The sequence below is a fragment of the Flavobacterium sp. P21 genome (assembly GCF_050632225.1).
Taxonomy (GTDB): domain Bacteria; phylum Bacteroidota; class Bacteroidia; order Flavobacteriales; family Flavobacteriaceae; genus Flavobacterium.
Genome location: NZ_CP192585.1, coordinates 1,522,831 through 1,549,059, shown reverse-complemented (window position 1 = coordinate 1,549,059; position 26,229 = coordinate 1,522,831). Strand labels below are relative to the sequence as shown.

At 34.7% G+C, this 26,229-nt stretch carries 18 protein-coding genes and 3 pseudogenes; 10 read left to right on the top strand and 11 right to left on the bottom strand.

Going from position 1 to position 26,229, the window contains the following annotated elements:
* Positions 1–45 precede the first annotated feature (45 nt).
* The 11 genes and pseudogenes from ACQ9BO_RS07515 to ACQ9BO_RS07465 all read right to left on the bottom strand — a co-directional run bounded on the left by ACQ9BO_RS07515 (position 46) and on the right by ACQ9BO_RS07465 (position 12,386).
* Positions 46–1,227, bottom strand: coding sequence for a serine hydrolase domain-containing protein (locus ACQ9BO_RS07515; protein ID WP_431244202.1), 1,182 nt, complete (start codon positions 1,225–1,227; stop codon positions 46–48).
* 126 nt (positions 1,228–1,353) lie between these two features.
* Entirely contained in the window at positions 1,354–1,710 is a 357-nt protein-coding gene (locus tag ACQ9BO_RS07510; protein WP_431244201.1) for a hypothetical protein, read from the bottom strand.
* 50 nt (positions 1,711–1,760) lie between these two features.
* Positions 1,761–2,318, bottom strand: a complete 558-nt coding sequence (locus ACQ9BO_RS07505; protein WP_431244200.1) for a chitobiase/beta-hexosaminidase C-terminal domain-containing protein — start codon at positions 2,316–2,318, stop codon at positions 1,761–1,763.
* An 11-nt stretch (positions 2,319–2,329) separates the two neighbouring features.
* Positions 2,330–3,310 carry a family 20 glycosylhydrolase gene (locus tag ACQ9BO_RS07500; protein ID WP_431244199.1) on the bottom strand — a complete coding sequence of 327 codons (981 nt, stop codon included), beginning with the start codon at positions 3,308–3,310 and terminating at the stop codon, positions 2,330–2,332.
* Position 3,311: 1 nt separating this feature from the next.
* Complete coding sequence (locus ACQ9BO_RS07495) at positions 3,312–3,854, bottom strand: glycoside hydrolase family 20 zincin-like fold domain-containing protein (RefSeq protein ID WP_431244198.1); 543 nt, start codon at positions 3,852–3,854, stop codon at positions 3,312–3,314.
* A 12-nt stretch (positions 3,855–3,866) separates the two neighbouring features.
* Positions 3,867–5,348: a glycoside hydrolase family 10 protein gene (locus tag ACQ9BO_RS07490; protein ID WP_431244197.1), complete on the bottom strand. Its 1,482-nt coding sequence runs from the start codon at positions 5,346–5,348 to the stop codon at positions 3,867–3,869.
* A 243-nt stretch (positions 5,349–5,591) separates the two neighbouring features.
* Positions 5,592–7,346 carry a PQQ-binding-like beta-propeller repeat protein gene (locus ACQ9BO_RS07485; RefSeq protein WP_431244196.1) on the bottom strand — a complete coding sequence of 585 codons (1,755 nt, stop codon included), beginning with the start codon at positions 7,344–7,346 and terminating at the stop codon, positions 5,592–5,594.
* Between the two features lie 278 nt (positions 7,347–7,624).
* On the bottom strand, positions 7,625–8,452 hold the full coding sequence (locus ACQ9BO_RS07480) for an alpha/beta hydrolase (protein WP_431244195.1): 828 nt from the start codon (positions 8,450–8,452) through the stop codon (positions 7,625–7,627).
* A 19-nt stretch (positions 8,453–8,471) separates the two neighbouring features.
* Positions 8,472–11,386: pseudogene (locus tag ACQ9BO_RS07475) on the bottom strand (FAD-binding and (Fe-S)-binding domain-containing protein).
* A 281-nt stretch (positions 11,387–11,667) separates the two neighbouring features.
* Entirely contained in the window at positions 11,668–12,165 is a 498-nt protein-coding gene (locus tag ACQ9BO_RS07470; RefSeq protein ID WP_431244194.1) for a DeoR/GlpR family DNA-binding transcription regulator, read from the bottom strand.
* A complete protein-coding gene (locus tag ACQ9BO_RS07465; protein WP_431244193.1) occupies positions 12,132–12,386 on the bottom strand; it encodes a DeoR family transcriptional regulator in 255 nt (84 codons plus the stop codon). Before ACQ9BO_RS07465 ends, ACQ9BO_RS07470 begins: the two co-directional genes overlap by 34 nt.
* A 278-nt stretch (positions 12,387–12,664) precedes the next feature.
* Here ACQ9BO_RS07465 and ACQ9BO_RS07460 point away from each other — a divergent pair, with 278 nt between their 5' ends.
* The 10 genes and pseudogenes from ACQ9BO_RS07460 to ACQ9BO_RS07415 all read left to right on the top strand — a co-directional run bounded on the left by ACQ9BO_RS07460 (position 12,665) and on the right by ACQ9BO_RS07415 (position 26,072).
* Entirely contained in the window at positions 12,665–13,348 is a 684-nt protein-coding gene (locus tag ACQ9BO_RS07460) for a carboxypeptidase-like regulatory domain-containing protein (RefSeq protein ID WP_431244192.1), read from the top strand.
* Entirely contained in the window at positions 13,305–14,210 is a 906-nt protein-coding gene (locus ACQ9BO_RS07455) for a hypothetical protein (RefSeq protein ID WP_431244191.1), read from the top strand. The genes ACQ9BO_RS07460 and ACQ9BO_RS07455 overlap by 44 nt, the downstream gene beginning before the upstream one ends.
* Positions 14,200–15,072, top strand: a complete 873-nt coding sequence (locus ACQ9BO_RS07450; RefSeq protein WP_431244190.1) for a TonB-dependent receptor domain-containing protein — start codon at positions 14,200–14,202, stop codon at positions 15,070–15,072. The genes ACQ9BO_RS07455 and ACQ9BO_RS07450 overlap by 11 nt, the downstream gene beginning before the upstream one ends.
* The gene (locus ACQ9BO_RS07445) at positions 15,005–15,946 is read left to right on the top strand and encodes a hypothetical protein (protein WP_431244189.1); all 942 of its coding nucleotides are present in this window, start codon (positions 15,005–15,007) and stop codon (positions 15,944–15,946) included. Before ACQ9BO_RS07450 ends, ACQ9BO_RS07445 begins: the two co-directional genes overlap by 68 nt.
* Positions 15,947–15,978: 32 nt before the next feature.
* Positions 15,979–17,631, top strand: coding sequence for a RagB/SusD family nutrient uptake outer membrane protein (locus tag ACQ9BO_RS07440; RefSeq protein WP_431244188.1), 1,653 nt, complete (start codon positions 15,979–15,981; stop codon positions 17,629–17,631).
* Between the two features lie 345 nt (positions 17,632–17,976).
* Positions 17,977–19,170: an exo-beta-N-acetylmuramidase NamZ family protein gene (locus ACQ9BO_RS07435; RefSeq protein WP_431244187.1), complete on the top strand. Its 1,194-nt coding sequence runs from the start codon at positions 17,977–17,979 to the stop codon at positions 19,168–19,170.
* Positions 19,171–19,293: 123 nt separating this feature from the next.
* A pseudogene (murQ, locus tag ACQ9BO_RS07430) lies at positions 19,294–20,104 on the top strand (N-acetylmuramic acid 6-phosphate etherase).
* Between the two features lie 70 nt (positions 20,105–20,174).
* Positions 20,175–21,683 carry a sodium:solute symporter gene (locus ACQ9BO_RS07425; protein WP_431244186.1) on the top strand — a complete coding sequence of 503 codons (1,509 nt, stop codon included), beginning with the start codon at positions 20,175–20,177 and terminating at the stop codon, positions 21,681–21,683.
* Between the two features lie 69 nt (positions 21,684–21,752).
* Positions 21,753–24,745: pseudogene (locus ACQ9BO_RS07420) on the top strand (glycoside hydrolase family 3 N-terminal domain-containing protein).
* 55 nt (positions 24,746–24,800) lie between these two features.
* Entirely contained in the window at positions 24,801–26,072 is a 1,272-nt protein-coding gene (locus tag ACQ9BO_RS07415) for an acyltransferase family protein (protein ID WP_431244185.1), read from the top strand.
* Positions 26,073–26,229 lie beyond the last annotated feature (157 nt).

Sequence of the window (26,229 nt, the reverse complement as noted above, 5' to 3'; positions counted from 1 at the left end):
TCGCAAAGATTTTAAGAAAATAATTCGTGAATTCGTGGCGAAAAACTACTTATTAATTTGCCTCCAGATTTTAGCACTAAAATCATCTTTATACATTAATCTGTTTGTTCGAGTTGGATTTACACGATTCGTCAGAATAACTACAAATCGATTTGTGTTTGGATTCATAAAGAAAAATGTTCCTGTAAAACCCGTATGTCCAAAATCATCATTTGTAAAAAACTCGTCTGGCTTTCTTTTATCAAAGCCTAAACCGCGATAAATTCCTTCTTTGGCAAGTGGCGATTCTGTAAACTCTTTTACGACTTTGGCTTTTAGAATTTGTTTTCCTTTATAATTTCCGTTGTTCATGAGCATTTTGCAGATTACAGCAATTGATTCCGCGTTCGCAAACAAACCTGCATTTCCAGAAACACCTCCAAAAATCGTCGCGGCTTCATCATGCACATATCCTTTTATGGTATCTTTTCTGAAAAAATTATCTACTTCCGTTGGCATTACATTATCTATGGAAGTCCATTTTAGTGGATTATATCCAATTTTTGAAATGCCCAATTGAGTGTAAATTTCATTTGTCAACTGATCTAATTTCTTTCCTGTTTTAGTTTCGATCATTTGCTTAACCAACAGCAAATTTAAATCGCTGTAAACATATTTGCCACGAACATTCGTATTTGCAGTCGCGATTCTTTCATAAACCGATGGATAATATTCTGGATTCAGCCACATGTTTTTATAAATCTGAACCCAATTTTCTTTTGGCTCAAAAACAAGATATTTTGAATCGTAAACAATATTTTTGTTCACATACATATTATCGAACGGCTCAGGATATTGCTCTGATTTTTTATCGCTTAACAAAGGCGAACCATCAGGTGTAGAAAGCAAACTTTGATAAAAAGTAATGCTTGCCTTTAAGCCTGAAGTATGCGTTAGCAACTCAAAAAGCGTTAAATCGGAAATAGCTGTCTTTTTATACATCGGAACAATTTCGCCTACTTGATCCGTGAGTTTTATTTTGCCATCTCCAACCAAGCGCATGGTAACAAGAGTTGCTCCCAAAACTTTAGACATTGAAGCCAAATCGAAAACGTCTTCTGTTTTTACCTTTTGCTTTTTAATATAATCATGATAGCCATAATTTTTGGTTATCAAATTAAAATCTCCCGTTCCAACGATAATTTGGGCGCCTGGAAAAAAGCCTTTTTCAAGCGCATTATTCATCATTGAATCGATGAAGGCTTCATTTTCTTTATTATCGCCAACTTTATTTATTTTTTAGGAGAATGAAAGCCCATTCCTAAAAAGACAAAAGAAATAATGACAATACTGAATGTTATCTTTTTCATATTTCTATGGATTAATTTTTAAGTCCTGCCCTGCCATCAAAGGCTCATTATTGGTTCCCGTAATTTGAATTCTGACCGCTTTTACAGGTTGTTTTGGATAAATTGATGCATTTCCGTAATCAAAATTATCGCCTTTTATAAAATCAGTTCCGTTGTATGAAAACTCAACATAACCGTTGTTTATGATAAATCTCGGATGATGCGGAATCCCACTTAAAACATCAATTTTAGAAGAAGTTACAGGAGTAGTAAAGGTATACAAAATCCAGTCGCCGTCTTTGCAGGCAACATCTGTACGCATATACGATTCTTCATTATAATCTTGCAGATTTGCAATTGGAAACTTTAGGTTTTCTACCATTGATGAAGTGACTTTAACTTCCGGTTCCTGATAAGGCGAACAAGTGAATTTTACATTTGCCGAAGATTTTTCTCTTCTCTATTTTCAACAGAAAAATCTAATCTGTACGTATTTTTTTCGTTGTAATTTTCAATCAAAAATCGCAAACGAGGTTTTGATTTTAAAGTTTTTTCGTCTGAATAGGTTTGCAATAATTTGTCATTTTCAAAAAGCGAAGCATTTTTGATTATTCCGTTTGCACCGTCATCAGTCGGATTAAAATTCAAATACCAAATTCCCTTTTTATCAACATGTTCAGAGATATTTTCTGAAATAGTTAAAACCTCAGCTTTAGCTGTGTTCCAAGTCGCAACAGGCAATTTCTCCACTTTCACTGCAGGACTTGCGGAAGTTTCATTGAAGAAAACTCTAAACCTATACTGCTCGTAATCTTTTGTTTTAATTGGTCCTGTGTACAAAGGCGATTGTCTTGTTGGCTCATTTCCATCTTTATCGAATCTTACAATCGCGCCTTCATAAGGTGGTGCCACTGTAATTGTTCCGTTTTTATAAATGGCTGTTGGAGGAAAATCTCTGAAAGCAATTCCCATATCGGCCAATCTTTTCAAATGGCTGTTGGTTAATCTTCCGTAAAAATCATCCCAATTTTTATCTTCTTTTTAGACCAACCCATTTCAGACAAAGCCGTAATTCTCGGATAACTTTGGTATTCCATAATTCTTGCCGGACGATCCAAATATTCACTCCACAAAGCACCTTGAACTCCAATTATGTTTTTTTGTTCTTCTGGCGTTAAATCAGAATCTGGAATTGGTTCGAAAGAATACGCGCGTTTAGTATCGGTAATTGCCGCCCAGCGATGACCGCGTTCTGTTTCAGATTGTGCCATATCAAAATACAAAAATTGTCCCGGCATCATAATGGTTTTGTATCCTTTTTTTGCCGATTCAATTCCATAACTAATTCCTTGCCAAGCCGAAATCAGTGTATTCGGGTTGATTTCTCCACCTTTCAAGATTTCATTCCAACCGTCTGTTTTTTTATGGTATTTATCTACAATTTTTTGAACTCTTTTAAAGAAATAATTCTGTAGCTGAAAACTGTCTGTAAAACCTTCTTTCGCCATCAAAGCTTGGCATTTTGGGCAATATTCCCAATTCGCACGATTGACTTCGTCTCCCGCCACATGAATATATTCAAAAGGAAATAATCCAGAAACTTCTCTAATGATCGAATCCAAAATATCGTAATTTTCTTCACGCCCAACGCACCAAACATTTTTTACTTCGCCTTGAACACTTTTAAGTTCCTGACTTATTTCGCATCCGATTTCTGGATATGAAGCTGTAACGGCACGCGAATGCCCCGGAATTTCAATTTCTGGCATAACTGAAATGCCACGATTTGCGGCATAAGCAACTACTTCTTTAATATCTTCTTGCGTATAAAAACCTCCGTAACGTTTATCTCCTGAACCGTAAGATGGCAATAAAACTTCTCCCGGGCCTCTCCAAGCGCCTTTTAAAGTTAAATCTGGCATTGATTTGATTTCGATTCTCCAGCCGTTGTCATCAGTTAAATGCCAATGAAAAACATTCATTTTATGCGTACGCCAACCAATCGATATAATTTTCTACAGTTTGTTTATCAAAAAATTGTCGCGAACAATCGAGCATCATACCGCGCCAATCAAAACGAGGATAATCTTCAATTTTCACAAATGGAACTGTTCCTTTTTTAACTTCTTTTGCAGAACAAATTTGGACTAAGGTTTGAAGTCCGTTTAAGGCCCCATTTTCAGTTTTCCCTTTTATGAAAATTCCTTTTTGATTTATTTCTAATTGATAACCTTCATTTGGAAGCTCTAATTTCTTATCAACTAAAAATGAAATCGTATTTTTTCCATGTTTTCTTCCAGTGGAAACAATTGGATTAATTCCTGCATTTTTTGAAATACTTGTCGAAATATAATCGGCACTATTTTTTAGCTTTTTATCTACAGTAATTTTTAATACTGAAGGAAGAACAAACTGTCCTGCACTTTGTTGTACGGAAACTGGTTTTGGAATTATATCTAATTTTTGGGCTTGTACAAAACTCAGAGAGCTTAGAAAAATGGCAATTAGGAGAATACTTTTTCTCATTTCTTTATATTTTTATTTTCCTGTAAATTCAATTGGACTACTTTCTGTCTGGGTTTGGCTCAAAGCGGTGAGCGCATAAACGTAATTTCCTAAATTGGCATTTGGAACTTCCAGTTTTAGAGCTGTTGTCACATAAAAAATAGTTGAAGGATTTGAGAAATCGGTTATTTTTCCTTTTGGAAATCTGTAAATCACATATTTCTTGTTGTTAAGCGCTGGTTTCCAAGTCAAAATTGCTTTGTCCCCTTTTTTAGTAATTACTGCATTTGTAGGCGTTTCAGGCTTTAATCTTGTAATTCTGTTTGCTTCGGGAGTCAAAGCGATGTATTTGTATTCTTTTTGAAGAAGAGGTTTTCTAAGCGTATCTCCTTTTTTCAAAAAATTAGAAGCTGTAAAATGCATCGAACCTTCAATTTGAGGAAATTTTCGAATCATTTCAATCTGTTTTACGATTTGATCAGGGCTTCTCCATTCAGGCTCTTTGGCCGAAGTCGAAAGCTTGTAATCGCCATGTCCCACATAAACATTTGCTCCGTATTTATGTTCTGCCCACCATTTTGCCAAAACTTCAAAATTTGCCTTGTCAAAACCAATGTGCCAATATATTTGTGGCGTTACATAATCGATCCAGTTTTCTTTTTGCCATTTTAAGATATTGGCATACAAATCATCATAATTGGTAGCTCCAGCGGCGGTTTTAGAACCTTCAGAATCTTTGGCTATATTTCTCCAAACTCCAAAAGGCGAAATTCCGAATTCAACTTCTGGTTTGTTGGCAATAATGGTATCCCTGATTTGTTTGATGATCAAATCGACATTGTCTCTTCTCCAATCGTCTTTGTCTTTAAACTGACGCGGTTCTTTCGCAAATGCTTTTTCGTCTGGAAATTCTTGTCCAGCAATTTTATATGGATAAAAATAATCATCCATATGAACGGCCTGAATATCATATTTACGAACAATTTCGCCTACAACAGAAGCCACAAAATCTCTAGTTTCTTGTAATCCCGGATTAAAATATCTCGTTTTTCCGTATGTCAGGAAAAGGTCTGGTCTTTTAAAATACAAATGATTTTTTGAAAGCACGTCTCTAACAGTATCTTTCTGAACACGATACGGATTCAGCCAAACATGCACGTTCATGCCACGTTTTCCTGCTTCGTCAATCATCATTTGCAACGGATCAAAACCTGGCGCAACGCCTTGAGTTCCGGTTATCCAATGCGAAGCCGGCTCTTTTGTCGATTTGTAGAAAGCATCGGCAGTTGGGCGGATTTGAAAAATTACAGTATTCAGATTATACGAACGTAGATTATCTAAAAGTGTAATCATTTCGGCTTTCATTTCTTTGTCTGATAAACCCGGTTTAGACGGCCAATCAATATTTTCTACTGTAGAGATCCAAGCGGCGCGCATTTCTCTTTTTGGAGATTGCTGACTGAAAATTTTGGAATGAATCAGCAAAACTAGAATTATAATTTTTATGCTTTTCATAATTTTTATTTTGGGTTAGTTTCCTAATATTTAATCGTAATCCCGATAGCTATCAGAAGCGGAGATTTAATGTTGTTTTTTAATCTCAAAAAGTTTCAAATATTTTTAATCTGCGCCTATTTTTCTCTCGCAGATTTGGCAGATATAACAGATTTATTTGTGGCTAAAAAATCTTTTTAATCTTTTAATCTGTGGCCAAAAAACACCTAACAGGTTTTAAAAACCTGTTAGGATAACTTATTATTAATTAAGCAAATAAATTCCGCCTTCGATTAGAGAAGTCCAAACTCTGCCTTGATCATCAATTGTGAAACCATTTACACTTGAACTTCCTAAAGTGATTTGTTTTATGATTTCAAATTTTTCTGCATCAACTATTATAACTTCACCTTTTCGGCTTCCAATATAGATCTTGTTGTCTTTTTCTAAAATTCCTGCTGGATTGTGTTCGTATCCTAATTTCAAATCCAAAACTTTACTTTGTTTTTCCACATTTTCTTCAGTCAATTCAAGATCATCAGAAAGAGGCACTCTTAAAAGCAATCCGTCCATTGTTTTGCCATAAAACCATTTTCCGTTCTGGCTTTTCCCCATCGATTCTCTAATTTTCCACTTCGAAGTTCTTAAAAGCGTTTTTCCAGTTTCAATATCCAAAATGGTCAAAAAACGCTGTGGCGTCACAAAATAAAGTCGGCTTTTTGTCGAAACCATATTTACATTTCCAGCCGAATATAAAATCTGTTTGTCATTGCCATTATTCCACTTCCAGATTAACTCTCCGGTATTTTTATTTAAACAATAAACATAAGTATCCCAAACCCCAAAAATGATTTTATCTCCTTGAATCAAAGGTGTTCCCTGAGAATACGATTGTGGCATTTCTTTTTTCCAAATTACCTTACCGCTCAAAGCATCGGCGCAAACAAATGAAGTCGAACTTGCGGTGTAAACTTTGTTGTTTTCAGCAATTGGAGAACCTACCAAAACACCACCAACAGCAATATTCCATTTTTGTTTTCCCGATTGCGAATCGAATCCTAAAAGATTTCCTTCTATGGTTCCAACTACAAGATTATTTTTTACAATTATTGGCGAAAAATAAATGGCATTTCCAGTTTTTGTCTTCCAATTTATTTTTTTGTCTTTCAAATTTACAGATTCTATTTCGCCTAGAGAATTCGCAAAATAAAAATTCTTTTTGTCAAATGAAGGAAGGCTGTAAATCGAAGCGTCGTCTTTCAAAAAAGGAGCAATTGCCGGAAAATCATCCTTCGGAATTTCAATTTTTGATGGTTTTGTCGGAACAGAAAATTTGAAAACACCAGGTTTGCCTATTTCTTTTTGATAAATACTGATGCTATCATTACTGATAATTAATTCGTTATAACTTTGAGTTTTGCCATCTAACGAAGTTATAGAAGTCCCCATTAAGCCACTCAAACCAGAAAAATCATATTTTCTCAAAGTATGACCGTGACCGCAAAAACTCGCAACAGTAGGATATTTTTGCAAAACAGAAAGTACTTCTTTATAATTGCTCACACTATTGTCCATTGGATAATGAGCAAAGTTGAGTACTTTTTTATTGTTTCCTTTAAGACTATCTTTCAACGTTTTATCTAGCCAAAGTACATCTTCGTGTTTTACAAAACCATCACCCATTTTCATGTATGGCCCGCATGGATATCCAATGAAAAGATAATCTCCCTTTGAAAACACAAAACGATCTTCTCCAAATATCTTTTTATACGTAAGTCCAGCGCTTTCGCTCCAGTTCGTTTCGTGATTTCCAGAAATAACATAATACGGTTTTGTTAATTTTGAAAGAATTGAATGAACCTGTTTCAATTCGTCATCGGCGCCACGATTGGTTAAATCTCCGGTTACGACTACAAATTCATTGTCTGAATTGTTGATTTCTTTTACGATATTTTGCAACAAAAAGTCATTGTCATTTCCTACAGACACATGCAAGTCTGTAAGTTGTACAAATTTCATAATTCCTTTTTTTCTGCATTCTGCGAAAATCCAGTTGCTATTGCAAAAAGCAATACTATTCTGAAAAATAAATGTTTCATGGTTGTTTTTAGTTTATTAGCAATAATTTATTTTAAAAATTCCTATTCGGAATATGATGCGTTTGTTTGTTTTACACCAATTTAATTCGTGCAGAATTGATCAAAAAAACCTAACAGGTTTGACAAAAAACCTGTTAGGATAACCAACCAAAATTTGTGTATTTCGATCATGTGTGAGAACCAAAATACACTTTATGATTACTTTGTTTTTACATTTTCATTAAAGAAATCGTGAAAAAACAAAAGTTGATATTTTAAAGAATTCTCCCAGTATTTAAGATTATGTTCTCCTGGGCGTTCAATATAATCGTGATTTATTTTTAGAGCCAACATTTTTGCGTGAAGCTCTCTGTTTACGGTCATGAAAAAATCATCAACACCGCAATCAATAATCAGTTTTAATTTGTTGTCTTTTACCAAATCAAGCATATTGGTAATCGTATTTTGATTCCAATTTTCAGGAAATTCAGCAATTGATCCTAATCGTTTTTTGATGTCCCACTTATCAGGAAACGGACGAATATCTACTCCTCCGCTCATGCTTCCTGCGGCACCAAATACATCTTGATGTCTGAATGACAAATACAAAGCGCCATGACCACCCATACTTAATCCTGAAATTGCTCTTCCTGTTCGATCGGAAATGGTTTTGTATTTTTTGTCAATAAAAGGAACCAGCTCTTTCACAACATAAGTTTCATATTTAAAACTCGGATCAATTGGGCTGTCAAAATACCAGCTTGAATAATTTCCGTCAGCACAAACTACAATAAAACCGTATTGATCTACTTGTTTTCCAAGTTCCTTAAAACCTTTTACCCATGTGGCATAATTGCCGCTGTGTCCGTGAAGCAAATAAACCACCGGAAAAGCCTTTTTGCTCTTATTGTAATGGTCTGGAACTACAACACACGTCTTGATGTTTTTCTGCATTGAAGCACTAAAAACCTCTAGAGTATCGACTTTCGAAGCTTGGGCTGTAAAGACTAGAAACAGTAAGAAGATTGTGTAGATTGATTTTTTCATAACTGATGTTCTTTAAATGCTATTTTAGGCAATCTTTCAAAATAGTTACGGGATGCATTGCTTTTCTGCTGGTTCCGTCAAAAATTTGATGACGGCAACTTGTTCCTCTTCTTGCGATTTCCGTTGTCGATTCCGTTGCTCTGATTTTCGGAAACAAAGTATCTTCTCCCATTTGCATACTGATTTCGTAATGCTCTTTTTCATATCCAAATGAACCGGCCATGCCACAACAGCCCGAATTGTAAATCGTAACCGTATTATTTTTTGGAATATTCAGCATTGCAAAAGAAGCTTCAACACTGCTCAATGATTTTTGATGACAATGTCCGTGAATCTTTATGCTTTTCTCTTTTTCAGAAAATTGTCCCGCGTGAATTTTTCCGTTTGAAATTTCTCTTTTGAAAAACTCTTCAACTGTAAAAGTATTTTTTGCAACTTTTTCGGCACTTTCCTTATCACCAGCCAATCGAAGATATTCATCTCTGAAAGTCAAAATCGCCGAAGGTTCAAGACCAATTAAAGGCGTATTTTCAGCAATTATATTTTTAAAAATAGTGATGTTTTTATTCGCAATTTCCTGCGCTTCTTCTAGAAAGCCTTTTGAAATAAAAGCTCTTCCGCTTTCTTCATGATCGATTACAATTACGTTGTAACCTAATTTCGTCAATAATTCGAAAGCATCAATTCCTACCGAAACATCATAATAATTAGTGAACTCGTCGCAAAAAAGATAAACGCTTCCGTTTTCAAAAGAGTTGGACTCGTAAAGCTTTTTGTTGGCTTGATACCATTTTCTAAACGTTTTTGGAGCCAATAATGGCACTTGTCTTTCAGGCGCGATTCCCATTCTTTTTTAACGAATGAAAGATTGGAAGCCCAATTGGTTATTGACGGCGCTATACTTCCGAATTCATTCAATTTTGAATTAAAAGCGAATATTTTATTTCGGAAAGAAAAACCGTTTGCTTTTTGATATTGGTATAAAAATTCTGCTTTTAAAGTGGCGATATCAACATTACTTGGGCATTCGCTTGCGCAGGCTTTACAGCTCACACACAATTCGAATACTTTATATAATTCTTCGTGGTCAAATTTATTTTCTTTTTCAGAATGCGTCAGATATTCGCGTAAAGCGTTGGCACGTGCGCGTGTGGTATCTTTTTCATTTCTTGTCGCACGATAACTCGGACATAAAGTGCCACCTGCCGATGGCATTTTTCGGCAATCTCCAGATCCGTTGCATTTTTCAGTCGCACGCAAAATTCCTAAACTGTCTGAGAAATCTTGAATGGTTTTAATATCGGGTTCCACTCTTCCTGCTTCGAAACGAAGATTTTCATCCATTTTAGAAGCATTTACAATTTTCCCAACATTTAAAATAGTATCAGGATCAAATGTTTTTTTGATCCGTTTCAGTAATTCATAGTTTTTATCGCCAATCATAAACGGCAGAAACTCGTCGCGCAAAATTCCGTCGCCATGTTCTCCACTTAGTGAACCTCTATATTTTTTCACCAAATGTGCTACTTCAGTAGATAAATTTCTAAACTGATGTAAACCTTCTTTCGTTTTTAAATTTATCTTCGGACGCAAATGCAACTCTCCCGCTCCAGCGTGCGCATAATAAATAGCACTCTGTCCGTGGCTTTCCATCATGGCGGCAAAATCGGCAATGTAATTTGGCAAATCGCTTAATTCAACTGCAGTATCTTCAATCGAATCGGCGACTTTGTCGTCTCCCACAATACTTCCGAGAAGTCCAAGACCCGCTTTTCTTACCTCATTTACCTTTTCGATATCTTCTCCATAAATTTTTGGAAGTGCATATCCAAAACCATTAACTTCAAGATCTTTAATTAAAGCATCAGCTTGCAATTCGGCATCTTCCATACTAATATGCGAACCTACTTCGAGCATGATAACTGCTTTTGGTTCGCCCACAATAAAAAATCTATTTTTGGCCTGTTCTCTATTTGTTTTGGTACAATCTAAAATCGTGTCATCCATCATTTCGCAAGTGTACAAATGATGTTTCATGGCGACCACAACCGCTTCAAGACTTTCTTGAATCGTATGAAAATGCGCCACGACCATAATATTATTTGTTGGAGGAAGATCGTCAACTTTTAAAGTAACTTCTGTTGTAAATGCCAAAGTTCCTTCACTGCCACAAAGCAATTTCCCCAAATTGATGGTATTTTCTGTTCCCGAAAAAAGCTCCGATTTTAATAAAGCATCAATCGCGTAACCTGTATTTCTTCGGTGAATTTCTGGTTTTGGAAACTCTCTTAAAATCTCTTCCTGATTTTCTTTATTTGAAAGTTCTTCGTAAATCGATTTATAAATTTTACTTTCTAAAGAATCGCCTTTTGTTTTCTCAATAAATTCCTCAGAAGTCAAATCCTTAAATACAGCAAGAGTTCCGTCGCTTAAAACTGCCTTTATTTCTACAATTTTATCTCTGGTAACGCCATAACGTATCGAAGTTGTTCCAGAAGAATTATTTCCTACCATTCCACCAATCATACATCTATTAGTAGTCGATGTTGTTGGTGCAAAAAATAATCCGTACGGTTTTAAAAACAAATTCAGCTCGTCGCGAATGACTCCTGGCTGAACTGTTACCGTTTTCTTTTCGGCATCAAAAGAAACAATTTTAGTAAAATGCTTTGAAACATCTACAATTATGCCGCTTCCAACGGTTTGTCCAGCTAAAGACGTTCCTGCTGTTCTTGGTGTTATTGAAATTTTATTTTGTGATGCAAAACGAATAATCTTAACGATATCATCTTCTGTTTTCGGAATTGCCACGGCAACTGGCGTAATTCTGTAAGCAGAAGCATCTGTCGAATATATTTTTTTATGAAGTTCATCATAAAAAAGATTTCCTTCCAATGAAGCAGACAGTTCGTTTAATTGTTGAGAATTGGGCATTTTAATGGTTCTATTGCTTTTGGTTGTTTATTACAAATATTGAGATCCATTTTAAAACAACTTATACTGTTTAAATAGCATATAAATTGTATTGAAATCAATATTTAGCCTACCAATAGACCGAAAATGATGAAATAGCAATATTCATATATTTTGTCAAAGGTTTAGCTTTAACAAATATATGTACAAAAAAGAGAAACATTACATTATTTTGCGTTATTTAACAAAATAAATTTTAAAAAACGCAAAAACATGCAGTTTTGGTTTTTCCAATCAATAAATTATAGGATAAGTACGCCAGATTTTCGATATTCTTCCAATTTGTCGTCATTTGGATCTAAATCGGTTACAATTGTATCTAATTTAGTAAGTTCACAAACACCATGAGGCATTTTTGTATCCAATTTATCAGAAGAAAACATTGAAACTACCTTGTCTGAAGCCTCAATCATTGCTTTTTTGACAATGGAGATTTCATACCCAATTTCCGTCAAACCTTGTTTTATATTGATCTTGCTGGCGCCAATGAAACAAATATCAGCTTTGATTTTAGAGACAACCTGAATCACATCCATACCAATTGTTACCATTGCGTTTTTTTGCATTTTTCCGCCAATAAAGATCAAGTCGATGTTTGGATGCTGTGATAATTGCATGGCAATTGGAAGACTATAAGTATAAATTGTAGCCTTTAAATCGGCAGGAATTAACTTTGCAAAAACCAAATTGGTGCTTCCACCACTCATTATAATAACTTGATCATCACTAAGTAAAGACAATGCTTTTGTGACGATTTGTTTTTTTGCTCTTCTTCCGAAATGTAAATATCAAATATATTAGCCGATTTTTCAGAAACCTGAACCGCTCCGCCATACACTTTTTCTAGCGACTTTTTACTGTCTAATTCGTTCAAATCTCGACGAATAGTGTCTTCAGACAAATCTAGAGCCAACGCTAAATCTGTCGTGACAACCTTTTGGTCCTCAATAAGCTTAGTCATTATATATTGATGTCTTTCGGCTTTCAGCATGTTCTTAAAAAGTTAAAATTCAGAGCAAATATATCAATTATTTCAATTTATAGTAAAAAACACAAATTGAATATGCAACATTCCGCAAATTAAAAGATTTTAATTATTAACACATCCTAATTAAAACATTATAATTTGCGTTATTTTGCGTTATTTAAGTTAATTTTAGAAAAAAATGACAAAAAAATGCAATTGTATGCAATAAATAAATATATTTGCTCAACAACCATAAAAAAAACCAGATTATTATGAAAAAATTATTACTAATTTCATTGTTGGTTTTGTTCATTCAAGTGACATTTGGGCAAACAAAAACAATTACTGGAACTGTTAAAAACAAAGCAGACGGGTTTCCCATACCGGGAGTCAGCGTAGTGATTCAGGGAACTACACACGGTACAACTACTGATTTTGATGGAAACTTCAGCATCAGCGTAGCGCAGGGACAATCACTAAGCTTTAGCTACATGGGTTCTGAAACTCAGGTAGTAAAAATTGAAGGACAGCAAAAACTTAACATTTCGCTTGCGGCGACTACTGCAAAATTGGATGAAGTAGTTGTCGTAGGATTCTCTTCTCAGAAAAAAGCAAACGTTACAGGTGCTGTTGCTAAAGTAGATGTGAAAAAAGCTTTAGGAAGCATTCCTATTACAGATATCACAAAAGGTTTACAAGGAACAACGCCAGGACTTAATATTACTTATAATTCAGGTAATATAGGAAAACAATCGAATGTTAACATTCGTGGAGCTGGAACTATTGTAAATGGAGTAGCTACAGGATCGCCACTTATTTTAGTTGATGGTGTTCCAGGTGATTTATCAATGCTTAATTCAGAAGACGTAGAATCGATGTCTGTACTTAAGGACGCCGCTTCTGCTTCTATCTATGGTGCACGTGCTTGCTTTTGGAGTTATCTTAATTACTACTAAAAGTGGTAAAAATGCTAAAGGAAAAGTACGATTCGCTTACAGCAACAATACAGGATGGAGCAACCCAATTTCTTTGGTTCAATTTAATGACCCTACTGTAGAACTTCCTGCAATGATTGATGCGCAAGCCAGAGCTGGTAATGCAAATCCAGAATCTTTTGGTATGAACTACAAAACATTATTGCCAGGAATCATTAACTGGAAAGAAAAATACGCCGCGACAAGAAATCCTAACGATAAAAATATGATCTTAGGAGAAGATTTTGACGTTATTGGCGGAAAAGAATATTTTTACAGAATTTGGAATCCGCATGATGAAATGCTAAAAAAGAATGCAGTACAAACGCTTCACAATTTATCTGCTCAAGGTTCTTTAGGCGACAAAAGTTCGTTTATTGTTTCGTTAGGTCTTGCTAACCAAGAAGGTGTAATGAAAATCAATAACGAGACTAATCAAAGATTCAATCTTAACCTTGGTATGACTACACAGTTGGCAAGCTGGCTTACTGGAGATTTTAAAGTATTGGGAACTTTCCAAGAATACGATTCTCCTTTCAACTACTACAACAATGGTGTTGATACTGCTGGTAACGGATATTTTGGATACTACATGCGTTGGGGTTCTTATTTCCCATATGGTACTTATAATGGTACTTACTTTAGACATGCGCCAGGTTACATGGCAAATGCAACTCAAAACGAAAGCAAGTCAAATGACATGAGGATCAGTGGAAGACTTACAGCTCAAATCACAAAAGACTTTAATATCGTTGGAGAATACAGCATTAACAACAACTTCTCAAGCCTAAAAATGAATGGTGGTCAAGTGCCACTTTGGGATTGGTGGACAAGTGCTCGCTGACTTAGTTGCAGGAAAACCTACCATGATGGAAAGTGGAAACGACTTTGTTGCACAAGCTAAATCATCTTATACAAGAAATGTAGCAAACATCTTTGGAAATTATACTAAAACATTAGGAGAAAGCCATAACTTTAAAGTATTAGGTGGTTTGAACACAGAATGGTATGATTTTGAAAGAACTTATGCTCGTAGAAATACACTTTTAGATAAAACCAAACCAGAATTCAACTTAGCAATCGGTGATCAATTTACTTCACCTCTTGTTGCTAATGACATTTTAAATCCAGGTTTATCTAGATATGCTATTGCCGGATTCTTTGCACGTGTAAATTACGATTACAAAGGAAAATATTTATTGGAATTAAATGGACGTTATGACGGTTCATCAAAGTTCCCTACTGATGAGCAATGGGGATTCTTCCCTTCTGCTTCTGTTGGATATAGAATTTCTGAAGAAGGTTTCATGGAAGGAACAAAAAGCTGGTTAAATGATTTAAAAATTCGTGGATCTGTTGGTTCAATCGGAAACCAAAACATTGTCGCGAATGCCTTTTTACCAGTTATGACTAACGTTACTACTAACCCTAACCCTTATTGGATAGGCAGTGGTACAACCATAAATCCTACTGTTAATCAGCCATCAAACGTTGATCCAAATTTAACTTGGGAAAAAGTAACAACTCAAGATATAGGTATTGATATTCGAATCTTTAATATGTTAGGTTTAACTTTTGATTATTACCAACGTGATACTAAAGGAATGTTAGCTCCTGGTAAAACACTTCCGGGTTCATTTGGTCAATCGAGTCGCCAATACAAACTCAGGAAACTTGAGAACAACAGGTTGGGAACTTGCTATTAACTTTAATAAACAAATCAACAAAGACATCAATGTTTATACTGATCTTGCTCTTTACGACAATACTACTGAAGTAACTGAATGGAACAACACTTCTAAACTTTTAGGTTCTTTTTATGCAGGTCAAAAAATTGGAGAAATCTGGGGATTAGAAACTGACCGATTGATTCAATCTACAGATCAAGTTGACGCAACAGGATTAATCGTAAATGGTGTTGATTATAAAAATATAAGAACAGGTGCTTTTAAATATGGCGCTGGAGATGTAATGTACAAGGACTTAAACGGAGACGGAGTAATCTCAAGAGGAGATGGGACAGCTACTAATCCTGGAGATTTAAAAGTTATTGGTAATACAACTCCTCGTTATCAATATAGTGCTCGTTTAGGAGGTACTTTATATGGATTTGATATTGATGCTTTCTTTCAAGGAGTTGGAAAACGTGAGTACTGGACAACTTCTGACTTAGTATTGCCATTCTACAACAGAACAGATGCTATGTATGTGAACCAAAACGACTATTGGACGCCACAAAATACAGATGCTTATTTCCCTAATCCATACCCAGGACATTCTGGTAACGCTTTTGGAACTTATGCACCAGGATCAAACAACTTTGTTGCACAATCACGTTATTTATTAGACATGTCTTATTTACGTTTAAAATCAGTAACCATTGGATATACTTTCCCTAAAAGTATTACTTCAAAAGTGGGAATTGATAAAATCAGACCGTATATTTCAGGTATGAACTTAGCTACTTGGAAAAGCAACAAATTGCCAGTAGATCCTGAGATCAATCAAGAGGAATCACAATGGGGTAGAACTTTTCCTTATTCTAAAACATGGTCAGTTGGTATTCAGCTTGCGTTCTAAAAAATGTATTTAAAAATTAAAAATTAATCAAAATGAGAAAACTAATAATAAACTCTAAGATAAAACTATCAGTTGCCTTGCTAACTTTTGCAAGTCTAGCTGTTAGCTGTTCAGATTTTTTGGATACACCGCCTGAAGATGTGTTTACAGACGACAATTTTTGGACTTCAGAAAATAACGTAAAAACATATTCTTGGCTAAACTATAATACCTTTAATGGTTACGGAAATAATGCTGGTACTACGGCAGACTTTTATTTCCATGCCACAGCTACAGGATTAATAGACGACAACTTGGCAATGAACGTTTTTACAAACTTTCCAACAGCAACAAATGCAACTAACGCAAACTGGAACGAATACTACACTTTGATTCGCCGTTGTAATTTGATGCTAGAAAGAGTACCAAATGTACCTATGGATCAGGTGAAGAAAAACCACTATATAGGTGTTGCAAAGTTTTTTAGAGCTAATACCTATTTCCGTTTGGCACAACAGTTTGGTGATGTGCCTTATACAGATAAATATTTAGCTCAAAACGATCCTAATGTATACAAACCAGCTTCTTCAAGAGCAGAAGTTATGGACAATGTTATTAAAGATTTGGAAGAAGCAATTCCAATGTTATTAAACGTTGATGACAGTAATATTACAGTAAACAAATACACTGCATATGCATTATTAAGCAAAGTATGTTTAACTGAAGGTACTTACAGAAAATACAATCTAGGTCAAAATGGAAATGCTTATCTTCAAAAAGCAAAAGATGCTTCTTTAGCTGTAATGAATAACAATTCTTATAAATTAAACGCAGATTGGAAAGCACTTTACAATTCTCTTGAGCTATTAGGAAACACTGAAGTAATTTTGACAAAAAGATACATTAAAGGTGTTTTAGGAAATGGAATTCAAGCATACACAAATACCTCAACTGTTCAAAACGGATTGACAAAATTTGCCGCAGAAAGTTATGTAACTACAAATGGATTGCCTATCAAACAAGCAGGAAATGCTCAGTATTTGGGTGATGCTACTATTGCTAATACATTTGCCAACAGAGATCCAAGATTTGCTAAAGCTTTCAGCAATGCAGATTATGCTTATTCTGACAAACCTTTCAATGGTTTGACATCTATAACAGGTTATGTAATTCAACTATACAACAACCCAGCCGCAACAGGCACAGAGGTTACAACAATTGGGCAAAATCAAATTGATGCTCCTATCTTTACACTAAGCGAGGTTTATTTGAATTATGCTGAAGCTTGTGCTGAATTAGGCACAATTACTAACAATGATCTTAATTTGTCAATCAACAAAGTTCGTACACGTGCAGGAATTGCTATTTTGACTACAGATGGCACAAATGCTTCTGCTAATGGCGTACAAATCGATGATCCGCAAAGAACATCTGCGTTAGAGCAACTAGGCGGAATTGTTAGTCCAATTATATATGAGATTCGTCGTGAGCGCAGAATTGAGTTCATGAGCTGGACTTCTATGAGAAAAGAAGATCTTATTCGTTGGAAAAAAGGAGATTATTTAGACACTAATGCTAATCCAGATGTTATTTTAGGAGCTAGAATAGTTTCTTTGATAGGCGGAAATACTAAAACAAAAGTAAATGCACAAGGATATGTAATTCCTTACGCAAGCAGGTGTAACAAGATTGTTTGTATCGCCTAAAAATTACTTAAGTGCAATTCCAACAAACGATATCAATTTGTACTTGGCTGAAGGTGTAACATTAAAACAAAACCCAGGCTGGTAATTCAGTAAAAACTGAAAAATAAATAGTAAAACTGCCTCCAAAATATCATGTTTTTTGGGGGCAGTATTTAAAAAACATTCTTTTTTAAACACATCGTGACAGACAAAAAGACAAAATAAGATTCTCACCTGAATAATTCAGGTTATACAATATTAGTTTTTAGATTTCCCCCAATCTACCTAAAACATTCATATACATCCCAATAAAATCTTATTTTTATTTTGTCAATTTTTTTGTCTTAACAATTAACTGTATTTAAAATGATAAAATTTATAGCAAAAAGTGCTTTTGTTGCGGCATTTCTATTTTGTATTCCGTCTCAATCTTCAACAATTCAATCTCAGAATTCATTGGGAATCAATGCTTCTGTAATTAAAACTGGTGCAGATAATTACGAAAAATATCTTCCGATTTTAAAAGATAAAAAAGTCGGAATTGTGACGAATCAAACTGGAATTTTGTCTGATAAAACACATGTAGTTGATTTTCTTCTAGAGAAAAAAATCGCCATTCAGACTATTTTTGCTCCAGAACACGGGTTTAGAGGAACTGCTGATGCCGGCGAACATGTTGTTGACGGAAAAGATCCAAAAACCGGCTTACCCATTATTTCACTTTACGGTGACAATAAAAAGCCAAAACCAGCACAATTAGCAGGAATTGATGTGATGATCTTTGACTTACAAGATGTTGGCGCTCGATTCTATACTTATATTTCTTCGCTTCATTATGTAATGGAAGCTTGCGCAGAAAACAACGTTCCGCTTATTGTTTTTGATAGGCCAAACCCGAATGGTTCCATCGTTGACGGTCCGCTTTTAGAAAAAGAATTTACAAGTTTTGTCGGCATGCACCCTATTCCCCTTCTTCACGGAATGACGATTGGAGAATATGCACAAATGGTAAATGGCGAAAAATGGCTGAAAGATGGCGCACAATGCAAATTAACTGTTATTCCATGTTTGGATTATAAACGCACAATGCCTTACAGTTTATTGGTTAAGCCATCTCCGAATTTGCCAAACGATCAATCGATCAATCTTTATGCGAGTTTATGTCTTTTTGAAGGAACAAATGTGAGTGTGGGCCGTGGCACTGAAACGCAATTTCAAATTTATGGTTCGCCCTATTTAACCAAAACCAATTTCAGCTTTACACCGAAACCAAATTTTGGTGCAAAAGATCCTTTATACAATGGAAAAGAATGTTTTGGCGAGGATTTAACGAAATATCCAAAACTAAAACAACTCGAATTAAAATGGCTGATTAAAGCGTATCAAAATACGAGTGACAAAACAAAATTCTTCAATGCTTTTTTTACTAAGCTTGCGGGAACAAAAAAATTACAACAGCAAATTGAAAGCGGTGTTTCTGAATCTGAAATTAGAAAAACTTGGCAGAAAGATCTTGAAGCTTTCAAAAAAACGCGAACAAAATACCTGATTTACAAATAATCCCTTAATTCAATAATCCACTCGAATTCCGCTATTTTTTCAATAAAATAGAGACTATTAATGCAAAAAAACGAAGTCCTTATTCGAAAGAATTTGGTTTTTAAAATCAAAAAAAAGAGAAAAATGAAAAATAAAAATCCTGAAACTGAACAAGAATCTTTGTACAAAGATTTGGATCAAATGAGCGTGAAAGAACTTCTTACAAACATTAATACAGAAGACAAAAAAGTACCGAATATTATTGAAGAACAAATTCCTAAAATCGAAAAACTGGTTAAAGCAATTGTCAAAAAAATGCAGTTAGGCGGCCGATTATTTTATATTGGAGCAGGAACTTCAGGGAGAATCGGAATTTTAGATGCATCGGAATGCCCACCGACTTTTGGTGTTCCACATGATATGATTATCGGAATTATTGCCGGCGGTGACACTGCTATTAGAAAAGCAGTTGAAAACGCTGAAGATGACACAGAACAAGCTTGGAAAGATTTAGAAAAATTTGAAATCTCAAGCCTTGATTTTATTATCGGAATTGCCGCTTCTGAAATACACCTTATGTCTTAGGCGCTCTAAAAAAGCCAAAGAACACAATATAAAAACAGGAAGTATTTCTTGCATCAGTAAAGGACTTATTGCTCAAGAAGCTGATTATCCAATTGAATTAATTGTAGGGCCAGAATTTTTAACTGGAAGCACCCGAATGAAATCGGGAACGGCTCAAAAATTAACTTTAAACATGATCTCAACTTCGGTAATGATCAAACTTGGAAAAGTAAAAGGCAACAAAATGGTTGATATGCGGCTTTCGAATGAAAAACTCGTAAAACGAGGCATCAAAATGATCATGGAAGAGCTTAATATTGAGTATGATTTAGCCGAAGAATTACTACATAAGCACAAAAGTGTAAGAGCAGTTTTATTGGCACAAAAATAAAAATCTGCAAAACCAAAACTATTTAAAATCTTTTATAGTTTTATAAAAGAATCAAACACCAAAAAATAAAATGACACCAAGCACCATCCTTCTCTTAATTATCATTTATTTCGGAACATTATTCTATATCTCGCACAGAGTAAGCAAGAAAGACAGCGGAAATGAAGCTTTTTTTACTGCCAATAAAAATTCAAAATGGTATTTAGTTGCTTTCGGGATGATTGGAACGGCTCTTTCTGGAGTTACTTTTATATCGGTTCCGGGCGAGGTTGGTGCGGCAAGTGGTGAACAATTCAAATACTTTCAGTTTGTTTTAGGAAATGCGCTTGGCTTTATTGTAATTACAAAATTATTGTTGCCACTCTATTACAGAATGAATCTGACTTCGATTTACAGTTATATCGAGCACAGAATGGGTGTTTTCAGTTATAAAACTGCCGCTTCTATTTTCTTGATCAGCAGAACGATCAGCTCGGCATTCAGACTTTATTTGGTGGTTATTGTTTTACAACGTTTTGTATTTGATTTCTATCACGTTCCGTTCGCTTTTACCGTTTTGATTTCGTTATTGCTTATTTTCTCATACACTTACAGAGGCGGACTAAAAACGATTATTATTACGGATACTTTGCAGACGTTTTTCCTAGTGACTTCTGTTTTCTTAACCATTTATTTCATTTGCGACCGAATGGATTTAAGTGCTATCAGCGCTTTTGAAGAAGTGAAAAATAGTAATTACTCCAAGATCTTTTTCTTTGATGATTTTATGGGAAGCAAATTCCATTTCATAAAACAAATTATAGGCGGAATGTTTGTAACCATTGCCATGACAGGTTTGGATCAGGATTTAATGCAAAAAAACCTGAGTCGCAAAAACATTGGCGAAGCACAAAAAAACATGTTCACTTTTACAGGAATATTTGTCGTAATCAATATTTTCTTTTTGAGTGTTGGAGCGCTTTTATACATCTATGCAAATAAAAATGGGATTTCAATTCCAACTGATTTAGTGACGGGAAAACCAAGAACCGATTTATTATTTCCAGAAATTGCGCTAAATCATTTAGCATTAATTCCTGCAATCGTATTTTTATTAGGAATTATTGCCGCAACTTTTGCTACTACAGATTCGGCTTTAACAGCTTTAACCACTTCTTTCTGTGTTGACTTTTTAGGAATGGACAAAGCAGAAAATAGTCACAAGAAAAACACGGTAAAAATTAGACATTTAGTACACATCAGTTTTTCTGTTTTAGTGTTTTTTATCATCTTGGTTTTTAATGCTATAAACGATAGTTCTGTTGTAGGAATGATCTTTAAAGTTGCTTCTTATACTTATGGCCCATTACTAGGATTATATGCTTTTGGTTTGTTCCAAAAATCAAGAAATGTAAATGACAAACTCGTACCGATAATCTGTTTATTGTCGCCGTTTTTCACTTATCTAATTAATGAAAACTCGAAACTGCTGTTTGCAGGATATGTTTTTGATAACGAATTAATCGTCCTAAACGGATTAATAACTTATTTAGGATTATACATTACAAGCTCTAAAACGAGTGACAAAATAAGCTTCTAATCAGCTTATCAATATTGATTAATCGATTTGAATTTGATGCTAAAATTCAAATCGATTTAAAAAAATCACATGAAAAATTCATTCATAAAAATCAGTTTATACGCCTCTTTTATATTTTTAATCACCAATTGTGCTTCTAAAAAAACCACCGTAACCGATGCCAAAAAAGGTATTCCTTTGAAGGACACCACTGTTTACGTCCAAAAAAATACTTCAGAAAAAAAGACATTCTTCAAAGATTCTGATCAGGAAACAGCTTGGGTTGACAGCATTTACAACAAAATGACGGTTCAAGAAAAAATTGGTCAGCTGTTCATGGTTTCTGCTTATTCTAATAAAGATTCTGCACACGTCAACCAAATCAGCAAACTTATTGAAGATTACAAAATAGGAAACGTTATTTTCTTTCAAGGCGGACCAGTTCGTCAAGCAAAATTGACCAATTTATATCAATCAAAAGCTAAAGTCCCTTTGATGATCGGTATTGATGCCGAATGGGGATTAGCCATGCGTTTGGATTCAACGTATCGTTATCCTTGGAACATGACTTTGGGCGCGATTCAAGATTTGAGCTTGATCGAAAAAGTGGGAAAAAATATGGCCACTGAAAACAAACGAATTGGCGTTCATTTCAACTTTGCTCCTGTTTTGGATATTAATACAAACCCTAAAAATCCAATTATTGGAAACCGCTCTTTTGGTGAAGATAAAGTAAACGTAAGCGAAAAAGCGATTGCGTTAATGAAAGGAATTCAAGGAAACGGCGTTTTCTGTACAGGAAAGCATTTTCCTGGACATGGCGACACTTCAACCGATTCGCATAAAGCTTTGCCTACCGTTAATTTTTCTAAAGACAGACTAGAGTTGGTAGAATTATATCCGTACAAAAAATTATTCGACGAAGGTTTGGCTTCTGTAATGGTCGCGCATCTTAATATTCCGAGTTTAGAATCACAGCCAAATTGCCCTTCTTCTGCTTCTTATAATGTCGTTACGAACTTGCTTCAAAAAGAATTAGGTTTCAATGGATTAATTTTTACAGATGGTTTAGCGATGAAAGGCGCGACTAATTTTAAAGGCCCAGGCGATTTGGAAATAGCCGTAATTTTAGCTGGAAATGACATTTTGCTTTGCCCAGAAAATGTGCCAGTTGCTTTTCAGAAATTAGAAGCGACTTACAACGAAAAAGTAATTACAGAAGAACGTTTAGCACATTCGGTAAAAAAATATTGCACTACAAATACAAAGCAGGATTAAACAAATACAAACCAATTGATTTAAATAATTTGTATGAAGATTTGAATCCGTCTCAAAATGATGCTTTGCATTATAAATTATATGAAAATGCGATTACGGTTTTAAAAAATGACAAAGAAATTCTTCCGATAAAAGATTTAAGCGAAAAAATTGCTTACGTAAAATTGGGTGAAGATACCAACAGCAGTTTCATTTCTACTTTAAAAAAATACACTGATATTACAGAAGTTAAAGACACCAATCTTGACAGTTTGAATAGTGAATTAAAAAAGTTTGACAAGGTTATCATCAGCTTTCATAAAGTAAATAAGCCTTGGGAAAAACAAGAATTCACACTACAAGAAATGCTTTGGCTGAAAGAAATTGCAAAACACAACAAAGTAATTTTGGATGTTTTTGCCAAACCGTATTCACTTCTGTCAATTGATAACTTTGATGATATTGAAGGATTAGTTGTTTCGTATCAAAACTCAGATATCAGCCAAGTGGTTTCGGCAGAATTGCTTTTTGGAGCCATTGAAGCTAAAGGAAAACTGCCTGTTTCAATTAATGATGCTTTTCATGTAAACGATGGTTTAACTACCGAAAAACTAAATCGATTAGCGTTTACAGCTCCAGAAAACGTAAATATGAATCCGGCTATTTTATCTAAAATTGATGCTGTGGCACAAAAAGCAATTGACGGAAAAATGACTCCCGGAATGCAGGTTTTGGTGGCAAGAAAAGGAAGTGTAATTTTTCAGAAATCATATGGAGCTCAAACTTACGATAACGGAAAAACAGTAACCAATTCCGATTTATATGATGTAGCTTCGATTTCAAAAATGATTTCGACGCCGCCAAATGTGATGCAATTGTACGATAAAAACAAAGTAACGCTGGACACCAAACTAAAAGACATGTTGCCGTTTTTTGCCAAAACAAACAAAGAAAACATCACTTTCAAAGATTTGCTGAATCATTATGCTGGACTTCAAGCTTGGATTCCGTTTTACAAAGCAACATTAGACAAAAACAACAAACCTTCTGAAAAATACTATCGAAAAATAGCTGAAAATGGTTTTACAACAAAAGTAGCTGACAGTCTTTACATTCGAAATGATTATCATGACACGATCATGAAAATCATTGCGCAAAGTCCTGTTTCTCCTAAAAAAGAATACAAATACAGCGATTTTACTTTTATCATTCTAAAAGAATATTTAGAAAGAAAAACACATAAAAAACTGGAAGATTTGAGCAAAGAAAATTTCTACAGCACGTTAGGAATGACCAATACGCTTTACAATCCTTTGGATAAATTTGGCAAAAGTAATATTGCGCCAACTGAAATTGATAATTATTTCAGACATCAGCTAATTCAAGGTTATGTGCACGATATGGCGGCGGCGATGGAAGGCGGTGTTGCAGGTCATGCAGGAATTTTTTCAAACAGTATGGATGTTGCAAAAATGATGCAATTGTACTTACAAAAAGGAAATTACGGTGGTATTCAATATTTTTCTCCTCAAACTTTTGATACTTTTAATACTTGTTACTACAAAAATCAGGGCGTTTTAAGAGGTTTAGGATTTGATAAAAGAGTTCACAAAGGCGGGCCAACTTGTGATTGTGTTTCTGAAGCAAGTTTTGGGCATACAGGCTTTACAGGAAACATGGCTTGGGCAGATCCAGAAACCGAAATTGTTTATGTTTTCTTATCCAACAGAACATACCCAGAAGTAGTGAATGACGAAAATAAATTAGCCAAAGGAAAAATCAGAGAAGAAATTCAGCAAATAATTCAGAATGCGATTATAAAGTAATCTTTCTTCTTGCTTCTTTCTTCTAAAAAATCTAACAACCCAAAAAACAAACCCAATGACAAAAGAACGTTTAACCTCACTCGATGTCTTTAGAGGATTTACCATCTTCTTGATGACAATTGTAAATAATCCGGGGAGCTGGGATTCAATTTATGCTCCTTTAGAACATGCTGAATGGCACGGTCGCACTCCTACCGATTTAGTTTTTCCCTTTTTTGTTTTCATAATGGGAACTGCAATTCCGTTTGCAATGCCAGTAAAACATTTTGACGGAAATGCTTTCAATAAAATCTTAGTCCGTTCACTTCGAATTTTCTGTTTGGGATTGTTTTTAAGCATTTTCAGCAGAATTCATTTGTTTGGTTTAGAAGGAATTCCGTTGTTAGGCGTGAGATTGGTTATTGCTTTTGGCGTAGCTTATGCACTTTTAGGAAACTTTTCAATGAAAGTGAAAACCGTTCTTGCAGTTGGAATCTTTATCATATTACTTTCTCTAGCTTTTAGTGGCTTAGAGCATTTTGAAGATACGAGAATTCCAGGCGTTTTGCGGCGAATAGCGATTGTGTATTTCTTTACCTCTATTTTGTATTTAAAGACAAATTTAAAAACACAACTTTTAGTTTTAGCAACACTTTTAATTGGTTATTGGCTTTTAATGGCTTTTGTTCCCGTTCCGGGATTTGGTCCTGCGAATTTCGACAAAGGAACAAATCTAGCCGCTTGGATTGACGATACGCTTCTAAATGGCCATTTATGGGCTTCGTCTAAAACTTGGGATCCAGAAGGAATTTTGAGTACGTTGCCAGCAATTGGAACTGGAATTTTAGGAATGTACATTGGACAGCTTTTAAACTTATCAATTGATAAAATCGAAATCGTAAAAAAGACTGCTATTGCAGGAACCGCTTTATTAATTGGAGGTTTGTTTTGGAACATCTTCTTCCCTATCAACAAATCGCTTTGGACAAGTTCTTACGTTTTATATACGGCCGGAATCGCTACAATCTGCTTAACGATTTTGTATTACATAATCGATATTCAAGGCTATAAAAAATGGACCAAATTGTTCTTGATTTGGGGCGTAAACCCAATGATTGTATTTTTCTTTTCTGGAATAATTCCGAGAGTTTTAAGCGCCATAAAAGTTGCCAATCCAGAAATTGCTGGAGAAGAAATCAGCTTTCAAACTTATATCTATAAACACGGGCTTGCTCCGTGTTTCGAAAATCCATTGAATGCGTCGCTGGCTTATGCTTTGTTGTATGCTGTTTTCTGGTCAGTTATTTTGTGGATTTTTTATAAAAAGAAACTGATTTTTAAAGTTTAAAAGTTACCATGTAACGATAAGCAAAATTTAAATTTCTGTTTAATGTTAGTTATTTAAAAAGCTTCAAGAAAACTTGAAGCTTTTTGCTTTTGATATACATTTTTCTACAAAATCTAATTTTTGTGTGGTATTCAACACAAAATATTTCTCACAGGAA